This is a genomic window from Pseudomonas sp. 102515 (assembly GCF_031085165.1).
GTDB lineage: Bacteria > Pseudomonadota > Gammaproteobacteria > Pseudomonadales > Pseudomonadaceae > Chryseomonas.
Map to the genome: position 1 here is coordinate 68098 of NZ_JAVHTY010000007.1, position 23692 is coordinate 91789.

At 67.4% G+C, this 23692-nt stretch carries 18 protein-coding genes; 13 read left to right on the forward strand and 5 right to left on the reverse strand.

The features are described 5' to 3' along the window. Nucleotides 1-38 precede the first annotated feature (38 nt). Nucleotides 39-1073: a glycine betaine/L-proline ABC transporter ATP-binding protein gene (locus RCF34_RS21720; RefSeq protein WP_308710048.1), complete on the reverse strand. Its 1035-nt coding sequence runs from the start codon at nt 1071-1073 to the stop codon at nt 39-41. A 342-nt stretch (nt 1074-1415) separates the two neighbouring features. Between RCF34_RS21720 and RCF34_RS21725 the strand changes: the two genes are divergently transcribed. The 5 genes from RCF34_RS21725 (at nt 1416) to RCF34_RS21745 (ending at nt 6767) form a co-directional block, all read left to right on the forward strand. Further along, nucleotides 1416-2381, forward strand: coding sequence for a LysR substrate-binding domain-containing protein (locus RCF34_RS21725; RefSeq protein ID WP_308710049.1), 966 nt, complete (start codon nt 1416-1418; stop codon nt 2379-2381). A gap of 108 nt (nt 2382-2489) precedes the next feature. Then, nucleotides 2490-3833 carry an MmgE/PrpD family protein gene (locus RCF34_RS21730; protein ID WP_308710050.1) on the forward strand — a complete coding sequence of 448 codons (1344 nt, stop codon included), beginning with the start codon at nt 2490-2492 and terminating at the stop codon, nt 3831-3833. Between the two features lie 222 nt (nt 3834-4055). After that, entirely contained in the window at nt 4056-5291 is a 1236-nt protein-coding gene (locus tag RCF34_RS21735; protein ID WP_308710051.1) for an aromatic ring-hydroxylating dioxygenase subunit alpha, read from the forward strand. Between the two features lie 139 nt (nt 5292-5430). Further along, nucleotides 5431-6444, forward strand: coding sequence for a GlxA family transcriptional regulator (locus RCF34_RS21740; RefSeq protein ID WP_308710052.1), 1014 nt, complete (start codon nt 5431-5433; stop codon nt 6442-6444). A 167-nt stretch (nt 6445-6611) separates the two neighbouring features. Then, entirely contained in the window at nt 6612-6767 is a 156-nt protein-coding gene (locus RCF34_RS21745) for a hypothetical protein (protein ID WP_007162553.1), read from the forward strand. A gap of 75 nt (nt 6768-6842) precedes the next feature. Here RCF34_RS21745 and RCF34_RS21750 read toward each other — a convergent pair whose 3' ends face one another. Further along, the gene (locus tag RCF34_RS21750) at nt 6843-7742 is read right to left on the reverse strand and encodes a DMT family transporter (protein WP_308710053.1); all 900 of its coding nucleotides are present in this window, start codon (nt 7740-7742) and stop codon (nt 6843-6845) included. A 97-nt stretch (nt 7743-7839) separates the two neighbouring features. On the opposite strand from RCF34_RS21750, the gene RCF34_RS21755 reads away from it, so the two are divergent. From RCF34_RS21755 to RCF34_RS21775, 5 genes are all read left to right on the forward strand, one after another. Beyond that, a complete protein-coding gene (locus tag RCF34_RS21755) occupies nt 7840-8700 on the forward strand; it encodes a LysR family transcriptional regulator (RefSeq protein WP_308710054.1) in 861 nt (286 codons plus the stop codon). A gap of 174 nt (nt 8701-8874) precedes the next feature. Beyond that, the gene (locus RCF34_RS21760; RefSeq protein ID WP_308710055.1) at nt 8875-10065 is read left to right on the forward strand and encodes an MFS transporter; all 1191 of its coding nucleotides are present in this window, start codon (nt 8875-8877) and stop codon (nt 10063-10065) included. A 182-nt stretch (nt 10066-10247) separates the two neighbouring features. Then, nucleotides 10248-11453, forward strand: coding sequence for an exonuclease subunit SbcD (sbcD, locus tag RCF34_RS21765; RefSeq protein WP_308710065.1), 1206 nt, complete (start codon nt 10248-10250; stop codon nt 11451-11453). A gap of 100 nt (nt 11454-11553) precedes the next feature. Further along, the gene (locus tag RCF34_RS21770) at nt 11554-12393 is read left to right on the forward strand and encodes an SRPBCC family protein (RefSeq protein WP_308710056.1); all 840 of its coding nucleotides are present in this window, start codon (nt 11554-11556) and stop codon (nt 12391-12393) included. Next, nucleotides 12393-13568, forward strand: coding sequence for a zinc-dependent alcohol dehydrogenase (locus RCF34_RS21775; protein ID WP_308710057.1), 1176 nt, complete (start codon nt 12393-12395; stop codon nt 13566-13568). Before RCF34_RS21770 ends, RCF34_RS21775 begins: the two co-directional genes overlap by 1 nt. A 42-nt stretch (nt 13569-13610) precedes the next feature. Here RCF34_RS21775 and RCF34_RS21780 read toward each other — a convergent pair whose 3' ends face one another. Beyond that, nucleotides 13611-13748 (reverse strand): hypothetical protein, encoded by a 138-nt coding sequence (locus RCF34_RS21780; RefSeq protein WP_308710058.1) that lies wholly within the window; start codon nt 13746-13748, stop codon nt 13611-13613. Between the two features lie 172 nt (nt 13749-13920). On the opposite strand from RCF34_RS21780, the gene RCF34_RS21785 reads away from it, so the two are divergent. The 3 genes from RCF34_RS21785 to treA all read left to right on the forward strand — a co-directional run bounded on the left by RCF34_RS21785 (nt 13921) and on the right by treA (nt 21128). Then, nucleotides 13921-17346, forward strand: coding sequence for an AAA family ATPase (locus RCF34_RS21785; protein ID WP_308710059.1), 3426 nt, complete (start codon nt 13921-13923; stop codon nt 17344-17346). Nucleotides 17347-17471: 125 nt separating this feature from the next. Beyond that, the gene (locus RCF34_RS21790; protein ID WP_308710060.1) at nt 17472-19385 is read left to right on the forward strand and encodes an ATP-binding protein; all 1914 of its coding nucleotides are present in this window, start codon (nt 17472-17474) and stop codon (nt 19383-19385) included. A gap of 99 nt (nt 19386-19484) precedes the next feature. Next, complete coding sequence (treA, locus tag RCF34_RS21795; protein WP_308710061.1) at nt 19485-21128, forward strand: alpha,alpha-trehalase TreA; 1644 nt, start codon at nt 19485-19487, stop codon at nt 21126-21128. A 320-nt stretch (nt 21129-21448) separates the two neighbouring features. On the opposite strand, the gene RCF34_RS21800 is transcribed toward treA, so the two are convergent. Then, nucleotides 21449-21601 carry a hypothetical protein gene (locus tag RCF34_RS21800; RefSeq protein WP_007162537.1) on the reverse strand — a complete coding sequence of 51 codons (153 nt, stop codon included), beginning with the start codon at nt 21599-21601 and terminating at the stop codon, nt 21449-21451. 64 nt (nt 21602-21665) lie between these two features. Then, a complete protein-coding gene (locus RCF34_RS21805; protein ID WP_308710062.1) occupies nt 21666-23477 on the reverse strand; it encodes an ABC transporter ATP-binding protein in 1812 nt (603 codons plus the stop codon). Nucleotides 23478-23692 lie beyond the last annotated feature (215 nt).

Genomic DNA, 23692 nt, shown 5'->3' on the forward strand with positions numbered 1-23692 from the left:
CGGCGCGCCTGCGCGCCCTCAACAAAGGAAAACAGCGATCAGTGGCCGCCGAGATAGCTCAGCAGGCGACCCTGGGAGATGCAGCCCTGATAGGCGCCGGCGGCGTCCACGACCGGCACCGGTGCGCTGGCCCGGGCCACGGTGCCGAAGATGTCCTTGATCGGCGTGTCCGCCGTGATCGGGGTTTCGCGACCGGGCATATAGACGATCTGCGCATCGCGCTGGGCGATGTCGCCCGCCTTGAGGATGCGGCTGGAATCGAAGCCATTGAAGAAGGTGCGCACGTAGTCGTTGGCCGGATTGCACAGCAACTCGCGCGGGGTGCCGATCTGCACTACCCGGCCGCCTTCCATGATGGCGATGCGGTGGCCGATACGGACCGCTTCCTCGATGTCGTGGGAGATGAAGATGATGGTGCGGTCCTGTTCCTGCTGCAGCTTGATCAGCTCGCCCTGCATTTCGTGGCGGATCAGCGGATCGAGCGCCGAGAAGGCTTCGTCCATCAGCAGGATGGCCGGATCGTTGGCCAGCGCCCGGGCCAGGCCCACGCGCTGCTGCATGCCGCCGGAGAGCTGATGCGGATAGCAGTTTTCCTGGCCGGCCAGGCCGACCTGACGCAAGGCGACGGTGGAGCGGCTGTTACGCTCCTTCTCGGACACGCCGCTGATCTGCAGACCGAAACCGACGTTGTCGAGCACCGTCATGTGCGGCATCAGGGCGAAGGACTGGAACACCATGCCCATGTCCTTGCGGCGAACCTGCAGCAGATCTTTATCGCTCAGCCCGGTGATCTCCCGCCCGTTGAGGAAGATGGAACCTGAGGTGGGTTCGATGAGGCGATTGAACAGCCGCACCATGGTCGACTTGCCCGAACCGGAAAGGCCCATGATCACGAAGATCTCGCCGCGCATGACCGAGAAGTTGGCGTCGAAGACGCCGATGACCTGGCCGGTCTTCTCGAACACCTCCGCCTTGGACGCCCCCGCCCTGACCAATGCCATGGCGGTGTCCGCCTGAGAGCCGAACACCTTGTAGATGTTGCGGACCGAGATGATTTCGTCGGAGCGAGTCATGCCATGCCTCCTTCGCGCCCAGCACAGGCAGTCACTACCGCTGTGCAGTTCTGATTGATGAGAGATGCTGGGCAGAGGTAACGGGTGTCTGTCTTCACGACGGCGGTCCCTTCTTATTGTTCTGGTGGCCCTCGGAACGGGGCTTTCCAGCAAATCTATAAGCTGACCCCGGGCAAATCCAACAACATTTCCAGCCGCGAAGTGATAACGCCACGTTATGATTTCGCTGAGCGCGCCAGAGGTGTCGCCGTGAGATATGCCGGCTGTCTCCAGGGGCTCCAAGGTCGGGTGGTCGCGGCCAATAATGGCTGCCAGCTCTTTTTCCGTTCATCGAGAGTCACGATGTCCAAATCCGTCGATCCCGATACGCTGCTGCTGAAAATGCCGTCGTTGCGCGCGGTGAAGGCTTTTGTCGCGGCGGCCAAGTACGCGAGCTTCACCCGGGCCGCCGAGGCGCTGTGCGTGTCCCAGGCGGCGATCAGCCGGCAGATCCGGGAACTGGAGGGCTATCTCGGTGCCCAGCTGTTCAGCCGGGTCGGGCGGGCGGTGGCCTTGACTCCGGCGGGCGAGCTGTTCTTCGATGCGGCCCAGTTATCCTTCGTCAACATCGCCCAGGCTGCCGAGCGCATCCGCAGTAACCAGGCCGCCAGGCACATGCTGACCCTGTGCTGTTCGCCGGCCTTCTCGGCGCTGTGGCTGTCCCAGCATCTGCCGGACTTCTTCGCCAGCCATCCCGAGATCGAACTGAATCTGGTGACCACCCAGAACTTCCTGGCCATGGAGCCCGGGGTGCAGCCGGACGTCTTCATCACCAAGATGCCCAAGGTGCGCGACGGCTATCGCAGCACGGCGCTGTTCCACGACATCATCTATCCGGTGTGCTCGCCGCTGTATCTCGAACGCCATCCGCAGATCCGCACCCTCGAAGGGGTGCGCGACGCGGCCTTGCTCAACCTCAGTCCCTACGGTCGCTCCCAGGTGGCCGAACACGTCGACTGGGGCGTCTGGCTGGCCTTCCAGGGCGTCGATCTGGACGAGCGTCCGGCCGGGAGTCCGCCGCTGTTCAATGCCAACGACTACAACCTGATCATCGGCATGGTGCTGACGCACCAGGGCATCAGCCTGGGCTGGAATCACCTGGTGGCGGCGCTGCTGGAGCAGGGCCAGTTGGTGCGACCGATCCAGGAGCAGGTGGTACTGCGCAACAGCCGCCACTACCTGTCGATCCGCGAGGAAATGGAAGACAGCGAGGCGGTGCGGCGCTTCCAGCAGTGGCTGCTCGGCCGCCTCGGCCGGGCGCCCGCCTGACCTGCGGTTATCCTTTGCCCGGCGAAAAGGTCGTTGGAGCTGCGGCGTGACCCTGACTCATTGTCTGTTGCCGGCCGACCTCGGCAGACAACAACAAGGAGCCCGCGGATGTCGCTATATGCCTTTTGCCAAGCCTTCACCCTCGACCAGGTACCCGCCCCTACCCGGGCGATCCTGCAGAAGAGCCTGCTGGACATTCTCGGCACCATGGCCGGGGCGGTCTCCAATGCCACCAGCCAGACCCTCTATGGCTATGCGCGCAAGCACTATCCCGGCGGCGAATTCGTGAGTCGCCTGCCCTTCGATGGCACCCCGGTGAATCTGCTGGGCGCGGGTTGGGCGGGCGGTTTCACCGCCGACAGCCTGGACGCCCACGAAGGCCACTTCACCTCCAAGGGCCATGCCGGTGCCACCGTGGTCCCGGCGCTGCTGGCCCTGGCCGACGCCTTGCACGCCCAGGGGCCTAGGATCAGTGGCCGCGAGCTGCTCGAAGCCCTCTGCCTCGGCTACGAGACCGGTCTGCGCGCCGGCGTCGCCCTGACGGCCACCTCGCCGACCTACCACGCCTCCGGTGGCTTCTCCGGTCTTGGCGTGGTCTGTGGCGGAGCCCGCCTGCTAGGGCTGGACGAGGCCACCTTTCGCCATGCCCTGGGCATCGCCGAATACTTCGCGGCTCGTTGCCCGATGATGCGGCTGATCGAGCACCCCACCATGCTGCGCGATGCCCACGGCGCCGGCGCCTACAACGGCCTCAATGCCCTGCTGCTGGCCCGAGAGGGCGTCACCGGGGCACCGGCCGAAACCCTCGAAGCCGAGTCCGCCAGCCCTTTCTGGAGCGACCTGGGCCGCTGCTGGGAGATCGACGCCCAGTACTTCAAGCCCTGGCCGGTGTGCCGCTGGGCGCAGCCGGCGCTCACCGCCATGACCCGCCTGCTCGCCGAGCACCCGCACCTCTGCGCCGACACGCTGGCTCGTGTGCGGGTGGAAACCTTCCAGGAATCCACCTGCCTGCAGGGCCATCGCCCGGCCAATGCCGACGAGGCCCAGTACGCCCTGGCCTTCCCGCTGGCGGCGCTGATCGCCCGCGGCCAGGTCGGACCGGAAGAGGTCACCGGCGCCGCCATCGAGGCGCCGGATATCCTCGCCGTGAGCGAGCGCATCGAGATCGTCGAGGCGGCGGACCTGTCGGCGCGCTTCCCGGAAGAGATTCTCTCGCGGGTGACCGTGCGCCTGACCAGCGGCGAAGTCTTCACCTCACCGATCACGGCGGCCCTGGGCGATCCGGAGCAACCGCTGATGCTGGCCGACATCGAGGCCAAGTTCGAGCTGTTCGCCGGGCAGAATCTCACTGCCAACGCCCGTGCCGCCCTGAAGCGTGCCGTGCTGGAACTGGAGCATTCGCCCCTGGCCATCGAGGCCCTGGCGCCACTTTTCCAACCCGGGGATCGATAACCCCAGCGCATGCTTTACCCGCCCGAAAAGTCGTTTGTGACAGGGGCGGCTCGCCGCCTAGGCTGCGACCATCAGCGTTGTCCCTGAATCCCTCTTCGGCCTGCCTCGTCGACGCGCCAGCGGGCGACGACCGCCTTGGCGTTCGAGCGTCGCTGCGCGTCTCAAGAACAACAACAGTCCCACCGACTCCGCTCCCGGCCAGACTTTCGAGGACACCTGTCCATGAACCCCACGCAAGCCATCATCGACCTGATCGCCCAGCGCAAGCCCCGGCACTCGCTGCCCCGCGAGTTGTACAGCGATCCCGGCGTCTATCGCCAGGACCTCGAACAACTCTGGCACCGCGACTGGATCTTCACCGGTCACACCTTCGAGATCGCCAAGCCCGGCCAGTACTTCACCCTGCGGATCGGCGACTACCCGGTGGCGGTGGTGCGCAGCAGGGACGGCCAGGTGCGTGCCTTCCATAACGCCTGTCGCCATCGCGGTGCCAAGGTCTGCGAGCACGAGCAGGGCAAGGTCGCCAAACTGGTCTGCCCCTATCACAAGTGGACCTACGAGCTGGACGGCAACCTGCTGTTCGCCGGCAACATGAGCGCTGATTTCGACAAGACCCAGTACGGCCTCAAGCCGGTGCACGTCGAGGTGGTGGAAAGCTACATCTATGTCTGCGTGGCCGCCCAGGCGCCGGATTTCGAAGCCTTCCGTGCGGCGGTCAAGCCCTTCCTCGCCCCGCACTTCCTGGATAGCTGCAAGGTCGCCTTCCAGTCCGACCTGGTCGAGCGCGGCAACTGGAAGCTGGTGTTCGAGAACAATCGCGAGTGCTACCACTGCGACGGTACCCATCCCGAACTGCTCAACTCCTACGTCGAGAATCTTTCGGTAGCCGGCGTCGGCGACGCGGACGATCCCGAGCTGGCCTCCCACTGGGCGCGCTGCGAGCGTGCCGGGATGCCCAGCCAGCTGGTGATGGATATCCACGGCCGCTTCCGCATGACCCGCATCCCGCTGTCGGCCGGCGCGGTGAGCTACACGATGGATGGCCAGCCCGCGGTGGCGGGACGACTGGACCGGAGTGGCGAGCCGGACATCGGTGCGCTGCTGTACTTCAACTATCCCTCCACCTGGAATCATGTCCTCGGCGATCACGCGTTGAGCTTCCGCGTGCTGCCCCTCGGCCCCAACGAAACCCTGGTGACCACCAAATGGCTGGTGCCGGAATCGGCCGTGGAAGGGGTGGACTACGACCTGGAGCGCCTGACCAAGGTCTGGGTCGCCACCAACGATCAGGATCGCCGACTGGTGGAAGGCACCCAGGCCGGGGTCAATTCGCCGTCCTATGAACCGGGTCCCTATTCGGAAGCCGCCGAGAACGGCGTCTGCCAGTTCGACGACTGGTACTGCGCGACCCTGTCGGAGCGGTTGCGGGGGCCGATTCCGCTGAAATCGGTAGGCTGATGCCGCCACGCCGGGCTGCCGTCGTCTACGGTGACAGGACACTGGTCGCTTGCGACACGGTGGGCGACGGTTCTCCCGCCCGGTGGGAATGCGGCTTTGGGCTAGGATGGGCCCGAGGGATGGAGCAGGGCGGTAGGACGTGATCGATTCAAGAACCTTTGGCAGCGGTATCCAAGGCAAGAACTACCTGCAGTTGCAGTCGACGCGGCCGCGGCCGGAGTTTTCCCGGCTGGTCGGCTTCATCCTGCTCGATCACTTTTCCTTGCCGTCCTTCACCCAGGCGCTGGATACCCTGGTCACCGCCAACCTGCTGGCCGCCGGGACCTTCGCCACCCAGACCTACAGCCCGACCGGCGCCGAGGTGCTCAGTGACCTCGGCATCGTCATCCGTCCGGACGGCGACTATCGCGCGGTGGAGGATGCCCGCTTCGATCTGCTGGTGGTCTGCGGCGGGCTGCGGACGCCGCTGGAGCTGGACCCGCGGCTCAAGGCGCTGCTGCTGCGCGCGGCCAAGCAGCAGGTGACCCTCTGCGGCCTGTGGAACGGCGCCTGGCAACTGGGCCAGGCCGGGGTGCTGGACGGCTATCGCTGTGCGATCCATCCCGAGCACCGCAGTGCCTTCAGCGAGCGGGTGCGTGGCTGCAAGACCTCGGCGGAAAGCCATGTGCTGGATCGCGACCGGCTGACCGCCGCCAGTCCCAGTGGCGCCTTCCACCTCTTCCTCGAATGGATCGGCGCCCAGTGCGGCAGCGCCCTGGCCGATGGCCTGGTCAATATCCTGGCCTTCGAGGAATCGCGCTTCCGCCAGGTCAATCCGACGCTCAAGGTGCAGATGACCCCGCCGCTGCGCGAGGTGGTGACGCTGATGGAGGCCAACATCGAGGAGCCCCTGACCATCGAGCAGCTGTGCGACTACGCCGGCCGCTCGCGGCGCCAGGTCGAGCGGCTGTTTCGCGAGCAGCTCGACACCGCGCCCATGCGCTACTACCTGGAACTGCGCATCACCGAGGGGCGGCGGCTGCTGCAGCACTCCACCCTGTCGGTGCTGGAGGTGGCGGTGGCCTGCGGCTTCACCTCGGTCACCCACTTCAGCAAGAGGTATTCGGCCTACTTCGGCTATCCCCCGTCCAAGGAGCGACGGTTGAAGTATTGAACCGCCTGTTGCTGCGCTCGGGGTAGAGGGCCAGAGGGCGCGCCCAGAGCGTTCGTCGGCGCACAGGAACGGCTGCACGCCGGCTCGCTCGAAACCCTATCCCGGCGCGACACGGCTCGCGTGATGCGTCGACGGGTACCCGATGATCTACCGAGCGAGGATGTCCCATGACTGACCCACGTAACGTCGCCCACGACAAGAAAGTGCAGCAGGAAAAGAAGCATCAGGGCGAGGACATCGCACCCGATGCCGAGCACGCGCCGCAACCGGGCAAGAAACCCGCGCTCAAGGACCACGACGAGCAGGCCGACGACAAGGCCTGACCCAACGCCGGCCTCGCAGCACGCGAGGCCTTCGCCGATGCTGACGGCCGTCGGCATCGCGCCCTTCCAAGAAAGTCACCCGCCCAGCGCCGGCTCCGGTTGCCGGGTCCGCTCCGCTGCATTCAGGCACAGCAATCCCGCCAGGGCGAACAGCAGACCGAGCAGCATGCCCGGCGCCAGGGGTTCGTCGAAACAGGCCCAGGCCCACAGCAGCGCCACCGGCGGACTCAGGTACAGCGCGCCACTCACCGCCTGGGGGCTGCCCTGACGCAGGCACAGCCAGTAGAGGCCGAAGCCGAGCAGGGTCGGGATCAGCAGCCAGAGCACCGCCAGGGCGAAGCCGAGGGTCAGTGGCGGGGTCAGCGGACCTTCCACCCCGGCTACCCCCAGCATCACCAGCCCGCTGGCCGCGAGCTGAATGAACAGCTGGGTCCGCAGTGCCAGTCGGCTCGGCGGCAGGCGACTCTGCACCAGGGTGGCCAGCGCCAGGGCCAGGGCGCTGCCCAGGGGCAGGGCGTAGGCCCAACTGGGGGCCACCCCCAAGCCCAGTCCCGCGCCAGTCGCGAGCATTACGCCCGTCAGGCCCAGCCCCAAGCCGAGCCACTGGCGTCCATGGGTGCGCTGGCCAGGCAGCAGGCAGCAGCCCAGGGCCACCAGCAGCGGCGACAGATCCGACAGCAGCGCCGCCAGCCCGGGTGAGACGCCCAGTTCGATGGCCTTGGCCGCCGGCCCTACCGCTCCGGCAAAGGCCAGCACGCCGATGCCCGCCTGCTGGCCGATGATCTTCAGCGGTAGCCGCCGCACTTCGCGCCAGGCGAACGGCAGCAGCAGGAGGGCGGCCAGTAGCAGGCGCCAGAACGTCACCAGCAGGGTAGGAGCCTGGTCCGCGGCATAGCGATAACCGACGAAACCGGCGCTCCAGCACAGCACCAGGGCGAGCTGGCGCAGCAATGGGGAAGACAGGATGGCAGGCATGACCGAACTCCAGATGACGGGATGCCTTGAGCCTGGCGCAGGGTGGTAATACACTCAAACGACATTATCGGTAGCTATGGTTCGATAAAATCGCATCATGCCCGCACCTCTCGATATCGACGTCCTGCGTACCTTCCACACCATCGTCCGGTTGGGGCAGTTCCGCGCCGCCTCGCTGCAGCTCAATCGCAGCCCCTCGGCGGTGAGCAGCCAGATCCGCCGGCTGGAAGAGCAGACCGGTGGCCGGCTGTTCGAGCGCGATAACCAGGCCGTGACCCTGACCCCGCTCGGGCGCCGCGTGCTGCTGGAGACCGCCGACCTGCTGCAGGCCCACGACCGCATCCTCGCCGGCCTCACGGGGCAGCCAGTGGTGGGCGAGGTGCGCCTGGGCGTGGCCGAAGACTATGCGGCCCGCTTGCTCAAGGCCGTGCTGCCGCGGTTGCACGGCGAGCATCCCGGGATCGTCCTGGAGGTGCTGACCGGCAACAGCAGTCAACTCCGTCGCTGGCTTGGCCAGGGACTGCTGGATCTGGCGCTGCTGGTAGGGCCGCCCCGCATCGACCGGGCGGACGGTCAGATGTTCGGCCATACCCAGCCGGTGTGGGTCGCCGGTCCCGGGCTGCAGCTGAGCGCGGACGCCAGCGTGCCCCTGGCGCTGCACGGCGAAGGTTGCAGCTATCGCGAACTGGGCATCGACCTGCTGATCCGCCAGGGCCGGCGCTGGCATGCGGTGGTGACCAGCGCCGCCTCTTCGGCATTGGAAGCGGCGGTCGAACTGGGCCAGGCGGTGGCCATCACCGACCGGGCGCGGATGACCCCGCCGATGCGCGAATTGATGCCGGAAGAGGGCTTTCCGCAACTGCCGGTGCACGAGCTGCGGCTGGCCTCCCCGCCCGGCGAGCGCAGCCCCGCCTGCGCCTCTCTGGCCGGGCTGATCGCCGAGGATTTCCGGATCTAGCCCGGCGGCCCCGCGTTTGACCGGACGGCGGCGCAGCCACTAAGGTGCCTGCCTTGGCGCACGACCCCTGCGCCTATCAAACGCAGCCCCACCTCCCGAGACGCGCGGGATCAGTCCGCCCGTCCGGCCCGCTACAGCCGCTCCTGCCCGCTTTTCTGGAATCCCCCGCCTGTCATGAATGCCTCACCCGCCATCCCCCGTCTCATCTATCTGCTCGCCCTCACCATCTTCGCGCTGACCACCGCCGAATTCATGGTCGCCGGCATGATGCCGGCGCTGGCTGCCGATCTCGGCGTCTCCATCGGCCAGATCGGCTATCTGATCTCCTGGTATGCCCTGGGCATGGCCCTGGGCGGCCCACCCCTGACCCTGCTGTTGCTGGCCCTGCGCCTCGCGGAAAAGTCGGCACTGCTATGGCTGCTGTTGCTCTACCTGGTAGGCGCCGTGGTGGCCGCGCTGGCGGCCAGTTATCCGGTGATGGCGGCGGGGCGGGTGCTCATGGGCGTCGCCAGCTCCGCCAGCATCGGCCTCTGTCTGACCCTGGGCGCCAACCTGGTCACCCCGGATCGCCGCGGCCGGGCGGCCTCGCTGATCCTGTCCGGACTCATGCTGGCACCAGTGTTCGGGGTGCCGGGTACGGTACTGATCGAGCAGCTGGCCGGCTGGCGCGCCAGCTTCTGGGCGGTCGCCCTGCTGGCGGCCTGCTGCACCCTGCTGGTCGGCCTGTGCGTGCCGCGGGCACCGGCACGCGCGGTCGGGCAACTGAGCGGCGAGCTGCGGACCCTGGTCAGCGCCAGGCTCTGGGCGGCCTATCTCACCAGCGGCCTGATCATCGGCGCGACCTTCGCCGGTTTCAGCTACTTCTCGCCCATCCTCATCCAGGTGACGGGTTTCGCGTCCACCACCATTCCCTGGTTGCTGATGGGTTACGGCCTCGCCAACGTGCTGGGCAATCTGCTGGTGGGCCACCTGGCCGATCGCTACACCCTGAAGGTGCAGGGTGCGGGCCTGGTCGTGCTGGCGCTGGGCTTCGCCCTTTTCGTCACCTGCGCCGACAGTGCCGCGGCCAGCCTCCTGGCCCTGGCGCTGATCGGCCTGACCGGGGTGGCGCTCAACCCGGCCATGGTCGCCCGCGTCATGGCCGCGGCGACGCCAGGCCCCCTGGTCAATACCCTGCACACCTCGGTGATCACCGCGGGCCTGGCGGTGGGCGCCTGGGCCGGTGGTGCGGCCATCGATGCCGGTCAGGGTCTGCGCGCGCCGCTGTGGGTCGGTCTGGGAATGGCACTACTGGGGCTGCTGAGTCTGCTTCCCCTGGGCTGGCGAAGGGATTCGGCAACCGCGGTGCGGCCCTGCACGGAGTGACCGCTTTGCCGCGCGTACCGGTGCGGATTTCCCTCGGTGCAACAGGAGGAGGATACTGCGCCTCTTTGCCGCTCTGACCGCCGATACCCATGGAAAACCTCCCGCTGTTCGATCTGCCCGCCGCCGCCTCCGAGGAAAAACCCAAGCCCAAACGGGCTCGCCAGGCCGCTCCTGCGAGCGGCCTGCGCCTGCTGCACACCTCCGACTGGCACCTGGGGCAGCATTTCCTCGGCCGCACCCGCGAGGCTGAGCATCGCGCCTTTCTCGTTTGGCTGGTGGCCCAGGTGGAGGAGCAGCGGGTGGACGTGGTGCTGGTGGCGGGGGATATCTTCGATACCGCCACGCCGCCGAGCTATGCCCGCGAGCTGTACAACGGCTTCATCGTCGCCTTGCGCGGCACCGGCGCCAGCCTGGTGGTGCTCGGCGGCAACCATGATTCCGCCGCGGTGCTGGCCGAGTCTCGCGAATTGCTGGCCTGCCTGGACACCCGGGTGATCCCCTGCGTCAGCGAGACGCTAGCCGACCAGCTGCTGGAATTGCGCCGCCGCGACGGCGAGATCGGCGCGCTGCTTTGCGGCATTCCCTTCGTGCGTCCGCGCGACCTGGTGCAGAGTCAGGCCGGGCAGAGCGCCGATGAAAAGCGCCAGGCACTGCAACAGGCCATCCAGGGCCACTATGCCGAGCTGTACGCCCTGGCCGAGACACGCCGCGCCGAACTGGGCGCGGCGCTGCCGATCATCGCCACCGGCCACCTGACCACCGTGGGCGCCAGCGCCAGCGAGTCGGTGCGGGAGATCTATGTCGGCAGTCTCGACGCCTTTCCCACCAGCGCCTTTCCGCCGGCGGACTACATCGCCCTCGGTCATATCCACCGACCCCAGCGGGTCGGCGGCCTGGAGCGGGTGCGCTACAGCGGCTCGCCGCTGTGCCTGAGTTTCGATGAGGAACGCGCCAAGGAAGTCCTGCTGGTGGAGTTCGGCGCGGCCCTGGAGCGAGTGACGCCCGTGGCGGTGCCCTGTTTCCAGCCGCTGGCCGTGGTACAGGGCACCCTCGACACCCTGGGCGCCGCCCTGGTCGAGGCGGCGGCCGACGGCAGCCCCAAGTGCCCGGTGTGGGCCGAGGTGGTGGTGGCCGGGGATGACTACCTGGCCGATCTGCAGCCGCGCATCTCTGCGCTGGTGGCCGAGTTGCCGCTGGACGTGCTGCGGGTAAGGCGCGCGCGCAACGCCGTCCCGCCCACGCTGCAGGGCACCCAGCGCGAAACGCTGGAAGAGCTCAGCCCGCTGGACGTCTTCAGCCAGCGCCTGGCCGCCGAGACCCTGGACGACGAGCTGCGTACCCGCCTGGAAGGCCTTTACCGCGAGGTTCTCGGCGAGTTGCCCGCCTGATCGCAGCGAAACGCTTCCATCGGACGGTATTTCTCGTCCGGAACAAGGCCCGCTGCCCCGGGGTCACCCTCTCTATGTAGCCCATATCGGAGGAGACCCCATGCACGACCTATCGCAACCCCTCGCCGCCACGCGTCACGAACGCTCCGACAACCAGGTACCGAACGTCCAGGGCACCGAACGCGTGGTGTCCCTGCTTGGCGGTGGCCTGCTGATCCTTGGCGGCCTGCGCCGTGGTGGTCTGGCCGGCTGCGTGAAGATGGCGCTGGGCGCCATGGCCCTCAGCCGCGGAGTGCGCCAGCGGTGCGAGCTCAAGGCCGCGCTGCAGCCGTCACCCTTCGAACGGGCCCTGGCCGAGCGCTGGGGCTGGCGCAATCCCACCGCCATCCAGCGCAGCGTCACCATCGCCAAGCCGCGCGAAGAGGTGTTCGCCTACTGCGCCGACCTGCAGCACCTGCGCGAGCTGCTGCCCTTCGTCGACCGCATCGAGCTGGGCGCCGATGGTGACAGCCACTGGCATGCCTCCGGTCCCCTGGGTCGTACCCTGAGCTGGACCCTGGAGCAGAGCGAGCGCCGCGAGAACGAGTTCCTGCTATGGAGCACCGTGCCTGGTACCTTCATGGCGCACAAGGCCAGCCTGACCTTCAGCGATGCTCCCCAGGGGCGTGGCACCCTGGTGCAGGTCGTACTGGCCTGCGAAGCCCCGGCCGGTTTGCTTGGCCATGCCGTCACCGAAGGCATCAGTCGCTTCACTGGCAAGGCGGTCAACCTCGGCCTGCGCCGCCTCAAGCAGCAACTGGAGACCGGCGAGATCGCCACCCCCGAGGTCACCCGCAGCGGTCGCCCGTTGGCGCCGGCCCATCCGCCGGTGACTCGTCCAGCGGACGAACCCCAGGCCGATATCGATGCCGGCCTGGGCACCCACGGGAGGACCGAATAATGCGTGCCCTGACCTGGCAAGCCCCTAACCGTCTGCAGGTGGAAACCGTCCCGGATCCGGAGATCCTCAATCCGCGCGATGCCATCGTGCGCATCATCATGTCCTCGGTGTGCGGCTCGGACCTGCACCTGCTGGGCGGCTACGTCCCGGCGATGAAACCCGGCGACATCATCGGCCATGAATTCCTCGGCGAGATCGTCGAGCTGGGCAGCGGCCTGCGTAACCAGGGCCTGGCCGTGGGCGACCGGGTGGTGACCGTTTCCATCATCGGCTGCGGTGACTGCGAACACTGCCAGCGCGAAGATTACAACTGCTGCGACAACAGCAACCCCAAACCCGAGATGACGGAACTGGCCTATGGGCAACCCTGTTCCGGCATCTTCGGCTACAGCCATGCCTTCGGTGGCTATGCCGGCAGCCATGCCACCTATGTGCGGGTGCCCTATGCCGACGTCAACCTGTTCAAGGTGCCCGATGGCGTCACGGATGCCCAGGCGGTGTTCGTGTCCGATGCCGTGCCTACCGGCTACTACGCTGCCGATATCGCCGACATCCAGCCTGGCGATACCGTGGCGGTCTGGGGTTGTGGCGGGGTGGGGCAGATGGCCATTCGCAGCGCCTATCTGCTGGGCGCCGAGCGGGTCATCGCCATCGACCGCTTCAGCGATCGCCTGCAGCTGGCGGCCGAGAAGGCCGGTGCCATCGTTCTCGACTACGAGACCACCAACATCCATGAAGCCCTGCTGGAATTGACCGGTGGTCGCGGTCCGGATCGCTGCATCGATTGCGTCGGCATGGAGGCCCACGGTACCCAGCTCGACTATGCCTACGACAAGACCAAGCAGCTGCTGCGCCTGCACACCGAACGCGGGTCGGCGCTGCGCCAGGCCATCCGTGCCTGTCGCAAGGGCGGGACGGTGTCGGTGATCGGCGTCTATGGCGGGCTGATCGACAAGTTTCCCATGGGCGCCATCGTCAACAAGGCGCTGACGCTGAGATCGGGCCAGCAGCCGGGACAGCGCTATGTGGAGCGCCTGTTCGAGCACATCCAGAAGGGCGAGCTGGACCCTTCCTACCTGCTCACCCATCCGATGAGTCTGGAAGAGTCGCCCTATGGCTACGAGCTGTTCAAGTCCAAGGACAAGAATTGCATGAGGGCGGTGTTCATGCCTTGAGGGGCAGCCCGGTGATCTCAGGATCACCGGGCTTTTTATCGGCTAGACCAGCCAGGTCGCCAGTGGCTGCCATAGCGCAGCGACCTTGTGGCCACCATCGCAGCTGACCAGCGCCAGGGTGCCCACACCGACCAGTAGGGGCATGCCGAGAAAGTCGAAGGGAGACAGGGGCGAGCGCACGACGGAACCTCCCGGTAAACGTGGTTGCAGAGCGATACCTTGCAGTTGAGAGCGGGACCGGGAGCAAGTTCAGCAGCGGGCACGACCATAGGTCGAATGGTCGGTTGGCATGGGCGAGCGCGTCCAACAATGCCAGAATGGGCGGTTCGCCGAGTCGTCCTGGAAAAGCCCGATGAAGATCCTCACCCTGCGCCTGAAGAACCTCAATTCCCTCAAGGGTGAGTGGAAGATCGACTTTACCGCCGAACCCTTCGCCAGCAGTGGCCTGTTCGCCATCACCGGACCGACCGGGGCGGGCAAGACCACCCTGCTGGACGCCATCTGCCTGGCGCTCTATCACCGCACGCCGCGAATGAGCAAGGTGGGCGGGGAGAGCAACGAACTCATGACCCGCCATACCGGCGACTGCCTCGCCGAGGTGGAATTCGCCGTGCGTGGCGAGCGCTACCGGGCCTTCTGGAGTCAGAGGCGCGCGCGGGATCGTGCCGATGGCGCCCTGCAGCCGCCCAAGGTGGAACTGGCCAGGCTCGACGGCACCATCCTCGCCGAAAAGACCGGCGACAAGCTCAGACTCACCGAAGAACTCACCGGCCTCGACTTCGAGCGCTTCACCCGCTCCATGCTGCTGGCCCAGGGGGGCTTCGCCGCCTTCCTGGAAGCCAGTGCCAGCCAGCGCGCCGAACTCCTGGAGGAGCTGACCGGGACTGCCGTGTACGGCCAGATCTCCCAGCGGGTGTACGAGCGCGCGCGGGAGGCCAAGGGTGTTCTGGATGGCCTGCGCCAGCGCGTCGCGGGGGTCGAGGTGCTGGACGACGAACGCCGCCGGGCGCTGGCCGCCGAAGGTCTCAGCCTGGCGGAACGCGAAGAGCAACTGGCCGCGGACCTCAAGACCTGGCAGGCCCAGCGGCAGTGGTTGACGGCACTGGAACAGGCGGCGGCGGGCGAGCAACAGGCCGCGGCGCGCCTGGCCTCCGCGCAGCAGGCCTGGGAGGCCGCCGAGCCGCAGCGTCAGCGACTGGCGGCGGCCGAACCGGCGGCGCGGCTGCTGCCCATCGAGCAGGCCTGGCGTGAGGCCCAGGCGCGTGAACAGCGCAGCCTGGAAGAACTGGCCCAGCTCGACCAGCGGATCCAGACCCTGGCCAGCCGCCGCGACGTTGCCCTGGCCCAGGCCCTGGGCGCCAGTGGCGAACAGCTGCGCCAGGCCGAGGCGGAGCAGGCGCAGGCGGTAGAGGAAAACCAGCGCCTGGAGCAAAGCCTGGCCGAGCGTACCCGCCATGCCGAACTCGGCGAACGCCTGGGCGACTGGCGTAGCCAACTGGCGCTGCGCGACGAAAGGGCCGAGGCCCTGGGGCGCCTGATGCGGCGTCAGGAGGAGCAGACCCGCCAGCTGCAGTTGCTGGCCGAGGAGCGCGAGGCCCAGCAGGGGGCGCTGACTCGCGCGCGCGAGCAGGCCGCCCAGGCTCAGACGGCGGAGCAGGCCCAGGCCGAACGCTGGCAGGCGGCGCTGGATGGTCGTGACGAAAAGGCCTGGCGTGCCCTCTGGCAGGCCACGCTGGGCCGGGTCAACGAGGTCGACCAGCTGGATCAGCTGGTCGAACGCCGGCGGCAGTTGCAGACCCAGCTGGAGCGCCTGGCCCGCAGCCAGGGCGAGCGCCAGCGCCAGCATGGCGAACATGGGGTGCGCCTGGCGGCCCTGCGCGGGCGCTACCGCGAGTTGGCCCAGCAGGTGCGCGAGCGCGAGAAGCTGCTCGAACAGGAAAGGGTCATTCGCAGCCTGGAAGCCCAGCGCGCCGAATTGCAGCCCAATGAGCCCTGTCCGCTGTGCGGCTCCCGCGAGCATCCCGCGGTGGCCGACTACGCCGCCCTGGACGTCTCCGCCACCCAGACCGCCCTGCAGGACGCCAAGGCTGAACTGGAGCGCCTGACCCAGGAGGGCAAGGAGCTCAGCGAAGCCTTGGCCGCGCTCAGGGCGCAACTCGATCAGGCCAACGAGCAGCAGACCGAGGCCAGCCAGCAGTTGGACCAGTTGGGCGAACTCTGGCGCCAGCGCTGCGTGGCCCTGGGTGCCGATCCCGAGGTGCCCGGTGCGGTGGCCGAATTGCGTCGCCGCCAGGATCAGGAACTGGCGCGCATCCAGCAGGTGCTCGCCACCCTGGATGGCCTGCGCCAGCAGGGCGAGGAAGGTCGCCAGGAGGCCCTGCGTCTGGCACGCCAGCAGGCCGATGCCGAACAGCGCCTGGCCCTGGCCGAGGCGGCCTGGGAGCGGGCCCGCCAGGGGCTGGCGGAAGGTGCCGAGGAACAGCGTCAGGCCCAGGCACAACAGGCCAGGGCCGAGCGTCAGCTGGGCGAGAAACTGGCCCGTTGGGGCCATGAGGTACCCACTCGTGCTGGCGAATGGCTGGCCCAGCGCGAACAGGAGTGGCGGCTCTGGCAGGCCGATCGTCAACGGGCGCAGGAGTTGCAGCAGCGCTTGAAGGACATCGCCCAGCGCCTGGCCGCACGTGCCCCGCTGGTCGAGACCTGGCGCCAGCGCGCGGGCCAGGTCGCGCCTGCCACGGTAGCGCTGCAAAACGCCGCCGCCGTGCTCGCCGAGGCCACCGCGACCTGGGAAGACTGCCGCGAGCAGGGGGCGGCGCTGCAGGGTACGCATCAGGCGCTGCACGAACGGTTGGTGGGTGAGACGCGCCAGGCCCGCGAGGCCGACGAGCGCTGGCAGGCTACCCTGGCCGCCAGTGCCTTTGCCGATGCCGACGCCTGGCGCGCCGCGCAACTGGATGACGACGAGCACAGCACCCTGACCGCGGAGCGCACCCGCCTCGAGACCGCCCTGACCGAGGCTCGTGCCCTGGCCGGCGCGGCGCGGGAACGCCTGGCGACCCTGAGCGCCGCGCCGCAGACCCAGCGCAGCGCCGCCGAGCTGGATGCCGAGCTGGCCACCGCCAGTGCCGAGTTGCGCGCCCTGGGCCAGCGGCAGGGTGAGGTCAACGCTGCCCTGCGCGAAGACGAACGGCGCCGGGACGGCCTGCAGGCCCTACTTGGCGAGATCGCCGCCCAGGAGCGCGATCATGATCTCTGGCAGCACCTCAACGGCCTGATCGGCTCGGCGGATGGCGCCAAATTCCGCAAGTTCGCCCAGGGCCTGACCCTGGATCACCTGGTGCACCTGGCCAATGGTCAGCTCATGCGCCTGCACGGCCGCTACCGGTTGATCCGCCGCCAGGCGGCGGAACTGGAACTGCAGATCCTCGACACCTGGCAGGCCGATGCCCTGCGCGACATCCGCACCCTTTCCGGCGGCGAGAGTTTCCTGGTCAGCCTGGCCCTGGCGCTGGCCTTGTCGGATCTGGTCAGCCAGCGCACCGGCATCGATTCGCTGTTTCTCGACGAAGGCTTCGGCACCCTCGATGGCGAGACCCTGGAGGTCGCCCTCGATGCCCTCGACCAGCTCAATGCCAGTGGCAAGACCATCGGCATCATCAGCCACGTGGAGGCGCTCAAGGAGCGCATCCCGGTGCAGCTCAAGGTGCGCAAGGGCGTCGGTCTGGGCCATAGCGGTCTGGAGCGGTGTTATGCCGTGGAGAAAAACGCGACCGAGTGAGTAATTCTTCTGGAGCAGTGGTCGAACGCCAGCGCGAAGCGAAACGCCGAAACTGTTAACTTAGACAGGTTTTCCGTGTCTGCTAGCGCAATGACATCTCTTCCCTTCACCGGCCACTACCTACCATGTCCCAGTTCCTTGCCGTCGGCCTGTTCGAATACGATCCCAGCCGCGCCGAATGGCGCGCGGATGCCGCCTGTGCGGCCATGCTGGAGCGGGACGTCGAGGTGCTGGCCCGCGGCCTTTCACCCGCCGAATTGCTGAGCGGCCTGCAGAGTCGCAGTACGCCGCCCGAGGGACTCCTGCCCGCTCCGGGGCAGGTCTGGGAAGCGTGGCGCCAGGGCGCCGACGGCCAGTTGCGCTGCCTGCAGTTCCAGCGGCGCGAGGCCGGGGGCGTGCTGCTGGACGTCACCGCGCAGCGCCGGCATGAGGCCGAACTCTGGCAGGGCGAGGCCTTCAAGCGCAGTGTCATGGTCTGCAGCGTCGACTGCATCAAGCTGATCGATCTGGAAGGGCGCCTGGAATACATGAATCCGGGCGGCCTGATGGTCATGGAGATCGACGACTTCATTCCCTTCCAGGGTCGCCTCTGGGCCGAACTCTGGCCCGCAGAGCAGCGCCATGAGGTGACCGCCGCCATCGAGGCGGCGCGGCATGGCGGCATCGGCCGTTTCACCGGACTCGCGCCCACCGCCAAGGGCACGCGGCGCTGGTGGGACGTGGTGGTCACACCCATCCTGGGCGATGACGGCAAGCCCCTGAAATTCCTTTCCATTTCTCGCGACGTCAGCGAAACCGTGCGGGCCCGCGAGGCGCTGGACGAACTCAACCGCAACCTGGAAGAGCGCATCGAGGTGCGCAGCCAGGAGCTGGTGGCGCTGGAAGAGGAGCTGCGTCAGGCGCAGAAGATGGAAGCCATCGGTCAACTCACCGGTGGCATCGCCCATGACTTCAACAACCTGCTGACCGGCATCGTCGGCTCCCTCGACCTGATGCGCCGTCGAGTGCAGCAGGGACGCATCCAGGAGCTGGAGCGCTATCTGGACACCGCCACCCGCTCGGCCGAGAACGCCGCGGCCCTGACCCAGCGCCTGCTGGCCTTCGCCCGCCGTCAGGTGCTCGAACCCCGCCCGGTGGATGCGGGTCAGTTGGTGCAGGGCATGCACGAGTTGCTGCGCCACAGCCTGGGCAAGAAGATCCGCAAGGACGTCCAGCTGGATGCCGGGCTCTGGCTCCTGCACTGCGATCCGCACCAGCTGGAAAACGCCATCCTCAACCTGGCCATCAACGCCCGCGATGCCATGCCCGAGGGCGGCAACCTGAGCATCCGCGTGGAAAACGTCAGCGGACCGCTCAGCATCGGCCTGCCGCTCGAGACCCAAGACGGCGATTTCGTCCGTATCCAGGTCTGCGACACCGGCACCGGCATGGATGCCGAGACCCTCAAGCGCGCCTGCGAGCCCTTCTTCACCACCAAGCCCAGCGGTCGCGGCACCGGCCTCGGCCTGTCGATGATCTATGGTTTCGTCCGCCAATCCGGCGGCCAGGTGGAAATCCACTCGGTGGTGGGCGAGGGCACCTGCATCAGCCTCTATCTACCGCGGCGGCTGGCCCAGCCCGAGGTGGAGCCCATTTCCAGCGACGCCGAAGGCCCGGTGCTGCCGGAGGTCTCCGGCGACTGCGCGCTGATCGTCGAAGAAGAGCGCGAAGTCCGCGTCATCATCGGCGAGGTGCTGGCGGAACTGGGCTACACGCCGCTGGCGGTGGCCGACAGCGCCACCGCCGTGGCCCTCATCGCCTCGGGCACCCTGCGCATCGATCTGCTGGTGACCAGTCTCGGTCTCTCCGGGCTGGACGGTCGGCAACTGGCCGAGCAGGCGCGGGCCACCTCGCCCGGCCTGCCGGTGCTCTATCTGTCCGGACAGGCGGATCCGGCATCCCTGCCGGAGCTGGCCGAAGAGGGCGTCGAACTCATCGGTAAGCCCTTCGGCCTGGAAGAGCTGGCGCGCTGCGTGAGGCGTCTGCGTCCGGGCGTCTGAGCCAGGCGCGGCGAACTGTCGCAGCGCTTCAGGGTCGATCCTTTCGTGTCGTAACGTCCGTTGCGGCTGCTGTCGTGTCGACAAGAAAAGGAGCGCTTCATGAAACGCCTGCCACCTGCGCCACCCGCGCGGATGCTCGTCCTGTCCCTGTCCATCGCCTTTCTCGCTGCCTGCGCCCATGAAAGCAGCAAGCCGGAAACCCCGACCTGGAGTTGGCGCGATGCCAGCAACGCCCGCGCCGTGTCGCCGGACCAGGCCTATCCCGAGCTGTTCGCCGCCGTGCAGCAGGGCAAGCTGTTCAGCGACCAGAAGCACTTCGTCGATGCCCTGCCCAAGCGCAGTCCGGCCGACATCCGCCAGGACTACCTGGCCCAGCGTGCCAAGCCAGGCTTCGACCTCAAGGCCTTCGTCAGCGCCAACTTCGAAGAATCCGATCCGATCAAGGCCGCACCGCCCAAGGCGGGGGCCGACCTGCCGACCCACGTCAAGGACCTCTGGCCGGTGCTGACCCGCCACTACGAAGAGGTGCCGGCCTACAGCAGCCTGCTGCCGCTGCCCAAGCCCTATGTGGTGCCGGGTGGACGCTTCCGCGAGGTCTACTACTGGGATTCCTACTTCACCATGCTGGGCCTGGCCAAGGACGGACGCACCGACCTGGTTCGCGACATGGTGGACAACTTCGCCCATGAGATCGACGTCTACGGTCACATTCCCAACGGCAATCGCAGCTACTACCTCAGTCGCTCGCAGCCGCCGTTCTTCGCCTACATGGTCGACCTGCAGGCTAGCCTGGAAGGCGACTCCGCCTATCGCCGCTACCTGCCGCAACTGCAGAAGGAATACGCCTACTGGATGGCCGGCGCCGAAGGCCTCCAGGCGGGCCAGGCCAATGCCCATGTGGTCAGGCTGGCCGACGGCACCTTGCTCAATCGCTACTGGGACGCGCGCGATACCCCGCGCCAGGAGTCCTACCTGGAAGACCTGGCCACCGCCGCCCAGGCCAAGGGCCGGTCGGCCGGCGAGGTCTATCGCGACCTGCGCGCCGGAGCCGAGAGCGGCTGGGACTTCTCCTCGCGCTGGCTCGGCGACGGCAAGACCCTGGCGACCATCCGCACCACCGCCATCGCCCCGGTGGACCTGAACAGCCTGCTCTATCACCTGGAACAGACCATCGCCAAGGCCTGCGAGAAAACCGGCGAAGCCAGTTGCGTCCAGGCCTACAGCCAGAAGGCCAAGACCCGCCAGCAGGCCATCGACCGCTACCTGTGGAATCCGGCCGGTTACTACACCGACTTCGACTGGCAGGCCAAGCGTCGTACCGACAAGGTGTCCGCCGCCACCCTGTTCCCGCTGTTCGTGGGCCTCGCCAGCCAGAGCAGCGCCGACCAGACCGCCGCGACCGTGGCCAACCAGCTGCTGCGGCCGGGCGGCATCGCCACCACCACGGTCAAGACCGGCCAGCAGTGGGACGAGCCCAATGGCTGGGCACCGCTGCAGTGGGTGGCCGTGGCTGGCCTGCGCCATTACCAGCAGGACAAGCTGGCGGCGGATATCGGCACCCGCTTCCTGAGCCAGGTGCAGAACCTCTACGCCCGCGAGCAGAAGCTGGTGGAAAAATACGACCTCACCGGTGGCCAGGGCGGTGGTGGTGGCGAGTACGAGCTGCAGGACGGCTTCGGCTGGACCAATGGCGTCACGCTCAAGCTGCTCGAACTCTACAAACCGCAACCCGGCATGAAATAGGGCCAAAGAAAAGGTCCGCTTCGGCGGACCTTCTTCATGGTGCGGAAACTGTAGGTTGGGCTGGGACAGCTCCATCGTCGAAGCCCAACAACTGAAGCAAAGACGTACCCGTTGGGCTTCGCTACGCTCAACCCAAGCTACGGGGCGCTATTTCGCCTTCTCCCGCCGGGAAAGGGCAAAAGCCAACCCCAATCCATTTAACGGCGCGCTGCAGCGTCACAGCGGATCCACTGGCGGCGCATCGTCCTCGTCGGCCGGCAGCTCCGCCGGATGTAGCCCTTCTGGATCTTCGTCCTCGGGCAACGGCAAGATGGCGTTCATCAGCTGTACTCCGGATTGCGCGGATTCTTCTGCGGCAGGCGTTCCTCGACCGGCTTGTCATCCGGATCCTCGCCCACGGGCTCTTCGGGATCGGGCGCGATGTCCGGATCGATGTCCAGGTCGTCGGGGTTTTCCTTGATCTGATCGTTCATGCGGCCTCCGCGAGTGGTTGTTAAGGTTGGGCAGAGAGCCCTGCGCGAAGTTCGCCACCGGCGATCAGCGATAGCCTCTGGCCTGCAGATCGAACAGCTGGGCATAGCGGCCACCGCTGGCCAGCAACTGCTGGTGATCGCCACGCTCGCGGATCTCGCCGCCTTCCAGCACCAGGATCTGATCGGCGTTGCGCACGCTGGAGAAACGGTGCGAGATCAACAGGGTCATGCGTTGCTGCGCTTGGGCCCGAAAGCGCTCGAAGATCACCGCCTCGGCCGCGGCGTCCAGGGCGGCGGTGGGTTCGTCCAGCACCAGGATGTCGGCGTCTTCGCGCATGTAGGCGCGCGACAGGGCGATCTTTTGCCACTGCCCGCCGGACAGCTCCTGACCGCCCAGGAACCAGCGGCCCAACTGGGTCTCGTAGCCCTCACGCAGACCGGCGATGACCTCGTCGGCCAGGCCCTGCTCGGCCGCCTTGCGCCAGCGTGCCTCGTCGTTGAAGGCCGTGGTGTCGCCGACCCCCAGGTTTTCGCCAGCGGTGAGCTGGTAGCGGATGAAGTCCTGGAAGATGACGCCGATGCGCCTGTGCAGCGCGGCCGGCTGCCACTCCTGCAGATCGCTGCCATCGAGCAGGATGCGGCCCTGCGTCGGGCTGTGCAGGCGGGTCAGCAGCTTGATCAGGGTGGTCTTGCCCGAACCGTTGGCCCCCACCAGGGCCAGGCTCTGGCCCGGCGCCAGGTGAAAGCTGATGTCCTTGAGCGTCGGCGCGGTCGCGCCCGGATAGGTGAAGCCGACTCTTTCGAATCTCAGGCCATCGCCGGGCTGGCTGCCAACGGTGAGGCTGCCGCCCTCGGCGCTGGTCGGCTGGCCCAGGTAGTCGTAGAGATTGCTCAGGTAGAGGCTGTCCTCGTAGAGCCCGCCCAGGGCCGTCAGGCTGGCGCTGACCGCCGCCTGGCCCTGGCGGAACAGGGTGAGGTAGAGGGTCATCTGGCCCAGGCTCAGGCGCCCGCGCACGGTATCGAGCACCACCCAGGCATAGGCGGCATAGAAGGCGAGGGTGCCCAGCAGGCCGAAGACGAAACCCCAGCCGTCTCGTCTCAGGGTCAGCCGCCGGTCCTCGGCATAGAGCTTGGTGAAGGTGGTGCGATAGCGCTCCAGCAGCAGCGGCGCCAGGCCGAACAGCTTGACCTCTTTGATGTAGGCCTCGTGGGAAAGCAGCGTCTCCAGGTAGGTCTGGCGGCGAGTCTCGGGCGCACGCCGGCTGAAGAGGCGAAAGGCATCGCCGGAAAACCGCGCCTCGGCCAGGAACACCGGCAGGGCGCCCACCACCAGCAGCAGCAGCGCCCAAGGCGAGAAATGCACCAGCAGCACGGCGAAGCTGACCAGGGAGATGAGGTTCTGCAACAGGGTCAGTGACTTGGTCACCAGCGCCAGGGGCCGGATGGAGGCCTCGCGCCGGGCCCGCACCAGCTTGTCGTAGAAATCCGCGTCTTCGAACTGCGCCAGCGACAGCGTCTGGGCCTTTTCCAGGATCAGCAGATTCACGGTCTGCCCCAGGCGTACCCGCAGCAGCGATTGCTGTACCGACAGCAGGCGCTGGGTGCCCGCCAGGGCTGCCAGTACCCCAGCTTCGGCCAGCACGAACTGCAACACCGGCCACAGCGGTGCCTGGCCCTGCTCGGCATGCAGTCGCATGGCCGCCACCACGGCATCGACGATGCGCTGTCCCAGCCAGGCGGCCAGGGCCGGCAGCAGGCCGGCGACCAGGGTCGCCAGGACCAGGCCGATCATCAGCGCGGGAGAGGTACTCCAGACCAGGCCGGCAGCGCGGCGCATCTGCTGTTGCACGATAGCGAAGGAGGTCGAGAGGGCCATGGCGGATCTTCGGCGAGGGTCAGCATTAGTCGAGGCGATGGTCGCCATGTTCCCCAGGCTATGGCAAAAGGCTTACACGCCCTGGTGTCACCTGGCCATGTTGTCACTCGCGGGAGCTGCGTAATCTACACCCATCAGCCGCGCAGGATGCGCAGCCCTGAGGTCACGGATGAAGACCAGGCCAGGATGGCGCCTGACAGGATGTTGGGATGGTC

Coding starts and splice junctions, on each gene's coding strand:
- RCF34_RS21720 (WP_308710048.1), bottom strand. CDS start 1,073: ATGACTCGCTCCGACGAAATCATCTCGGTCCGCAACATCTACAAGGTG.
- RCF34_RS21725 (WP_308710049.1), top strand. CDS start 1,416: ATGTCCAAATCCGTCGATCCCGATACGCTGCTGCTGAAAATGCCGTCG.
- RCF34_RS21730 (WP_308710050.1), top strand. CDS start 2,490: ATGTCGCTATATGCCTTTTGCCAAGCCTTCACCCTCGACCAGGTACCC.
- RCF34_RS21735 (WP_308710051.1), top strand. CDS start 4,056: ATGAACCCCACGCAAGCCATCATCGACCTGATCGCCCAGCGCAAGCCC.
- RCF34_RS21745 (WP_007162553.1), top strand. CDS start 6,612: ATGACTGACCCACGTAACGTCGCCCACGACAAGAAAGTGCAGCAGGAA.
- RCF34_RS21750 (WP_308710053.1), bottom strand. CDS start 7,742: ATGCCTGCCATCCTGTCTTCCCCATTGCTGCGCCAGCTCGCCCTGGTG.
- RCF34_RS21755 (WP_308710054.1), top strand. CDS start 7,840: ATGCCCGCACCTCTCGATATCGACGTCCTGCGTACCTTCCACACCATC.
- RCF34_RS21760 (WP_308710055.1), top strand. CDS start 8,875: ATGAATGCCTCACCCGCCATCCCCCGTCTCATCTATCTGCTCGCCCTC.
- RCF34_RS21770 (WP_308710056.1), top strand. CDS start 11,554: ATGCACGACCTATCGCAACCCCTCGCCGCCACGCGTCACGAACGCTCC.
- RCF34_RS21775 (WP_308710057.1), top strand. CDS start 12,393: ATGCGTGCCCTGACCTGGCAAGCCCCTAACCGTCTGCAGGTGGAAACC.
- RCF34_RS21785 (WP_308710059.1), top strand. CDS start 13,921: ATGAAGATCCTCACCCTGCGCCTGAAGAACCTCAATTCCCTCAAGGGT.
- RCF34_RS21790 (WP_308710060.1), top strand. CDS start 17,472: ATGTCCCAGTTCCTTGCCGTCGGCCTGTTCGAATACGATCCCAGCCGC.
- treA (WP_308710061.1), top strand. CDS start 19,485: ATGAAACGCCTGCCACCTGCGCCACCCGCGCGGATGCTCGTCCTGTCC.
- RCF34_RS21800 (WP_007162537.1), bottom strand. CDS start 21,601: ATGAACGATCAGATCAAGGAAAACCCCGACGACCTGGACATCGATCCG.
- RCF34_RS21805 (WP_308710062.1), bottom strand. CDS start 23,477: ATGGCCCTCTCGACCTCCTTCGCTATCGTGCAACAGCAGATGCGCCGC.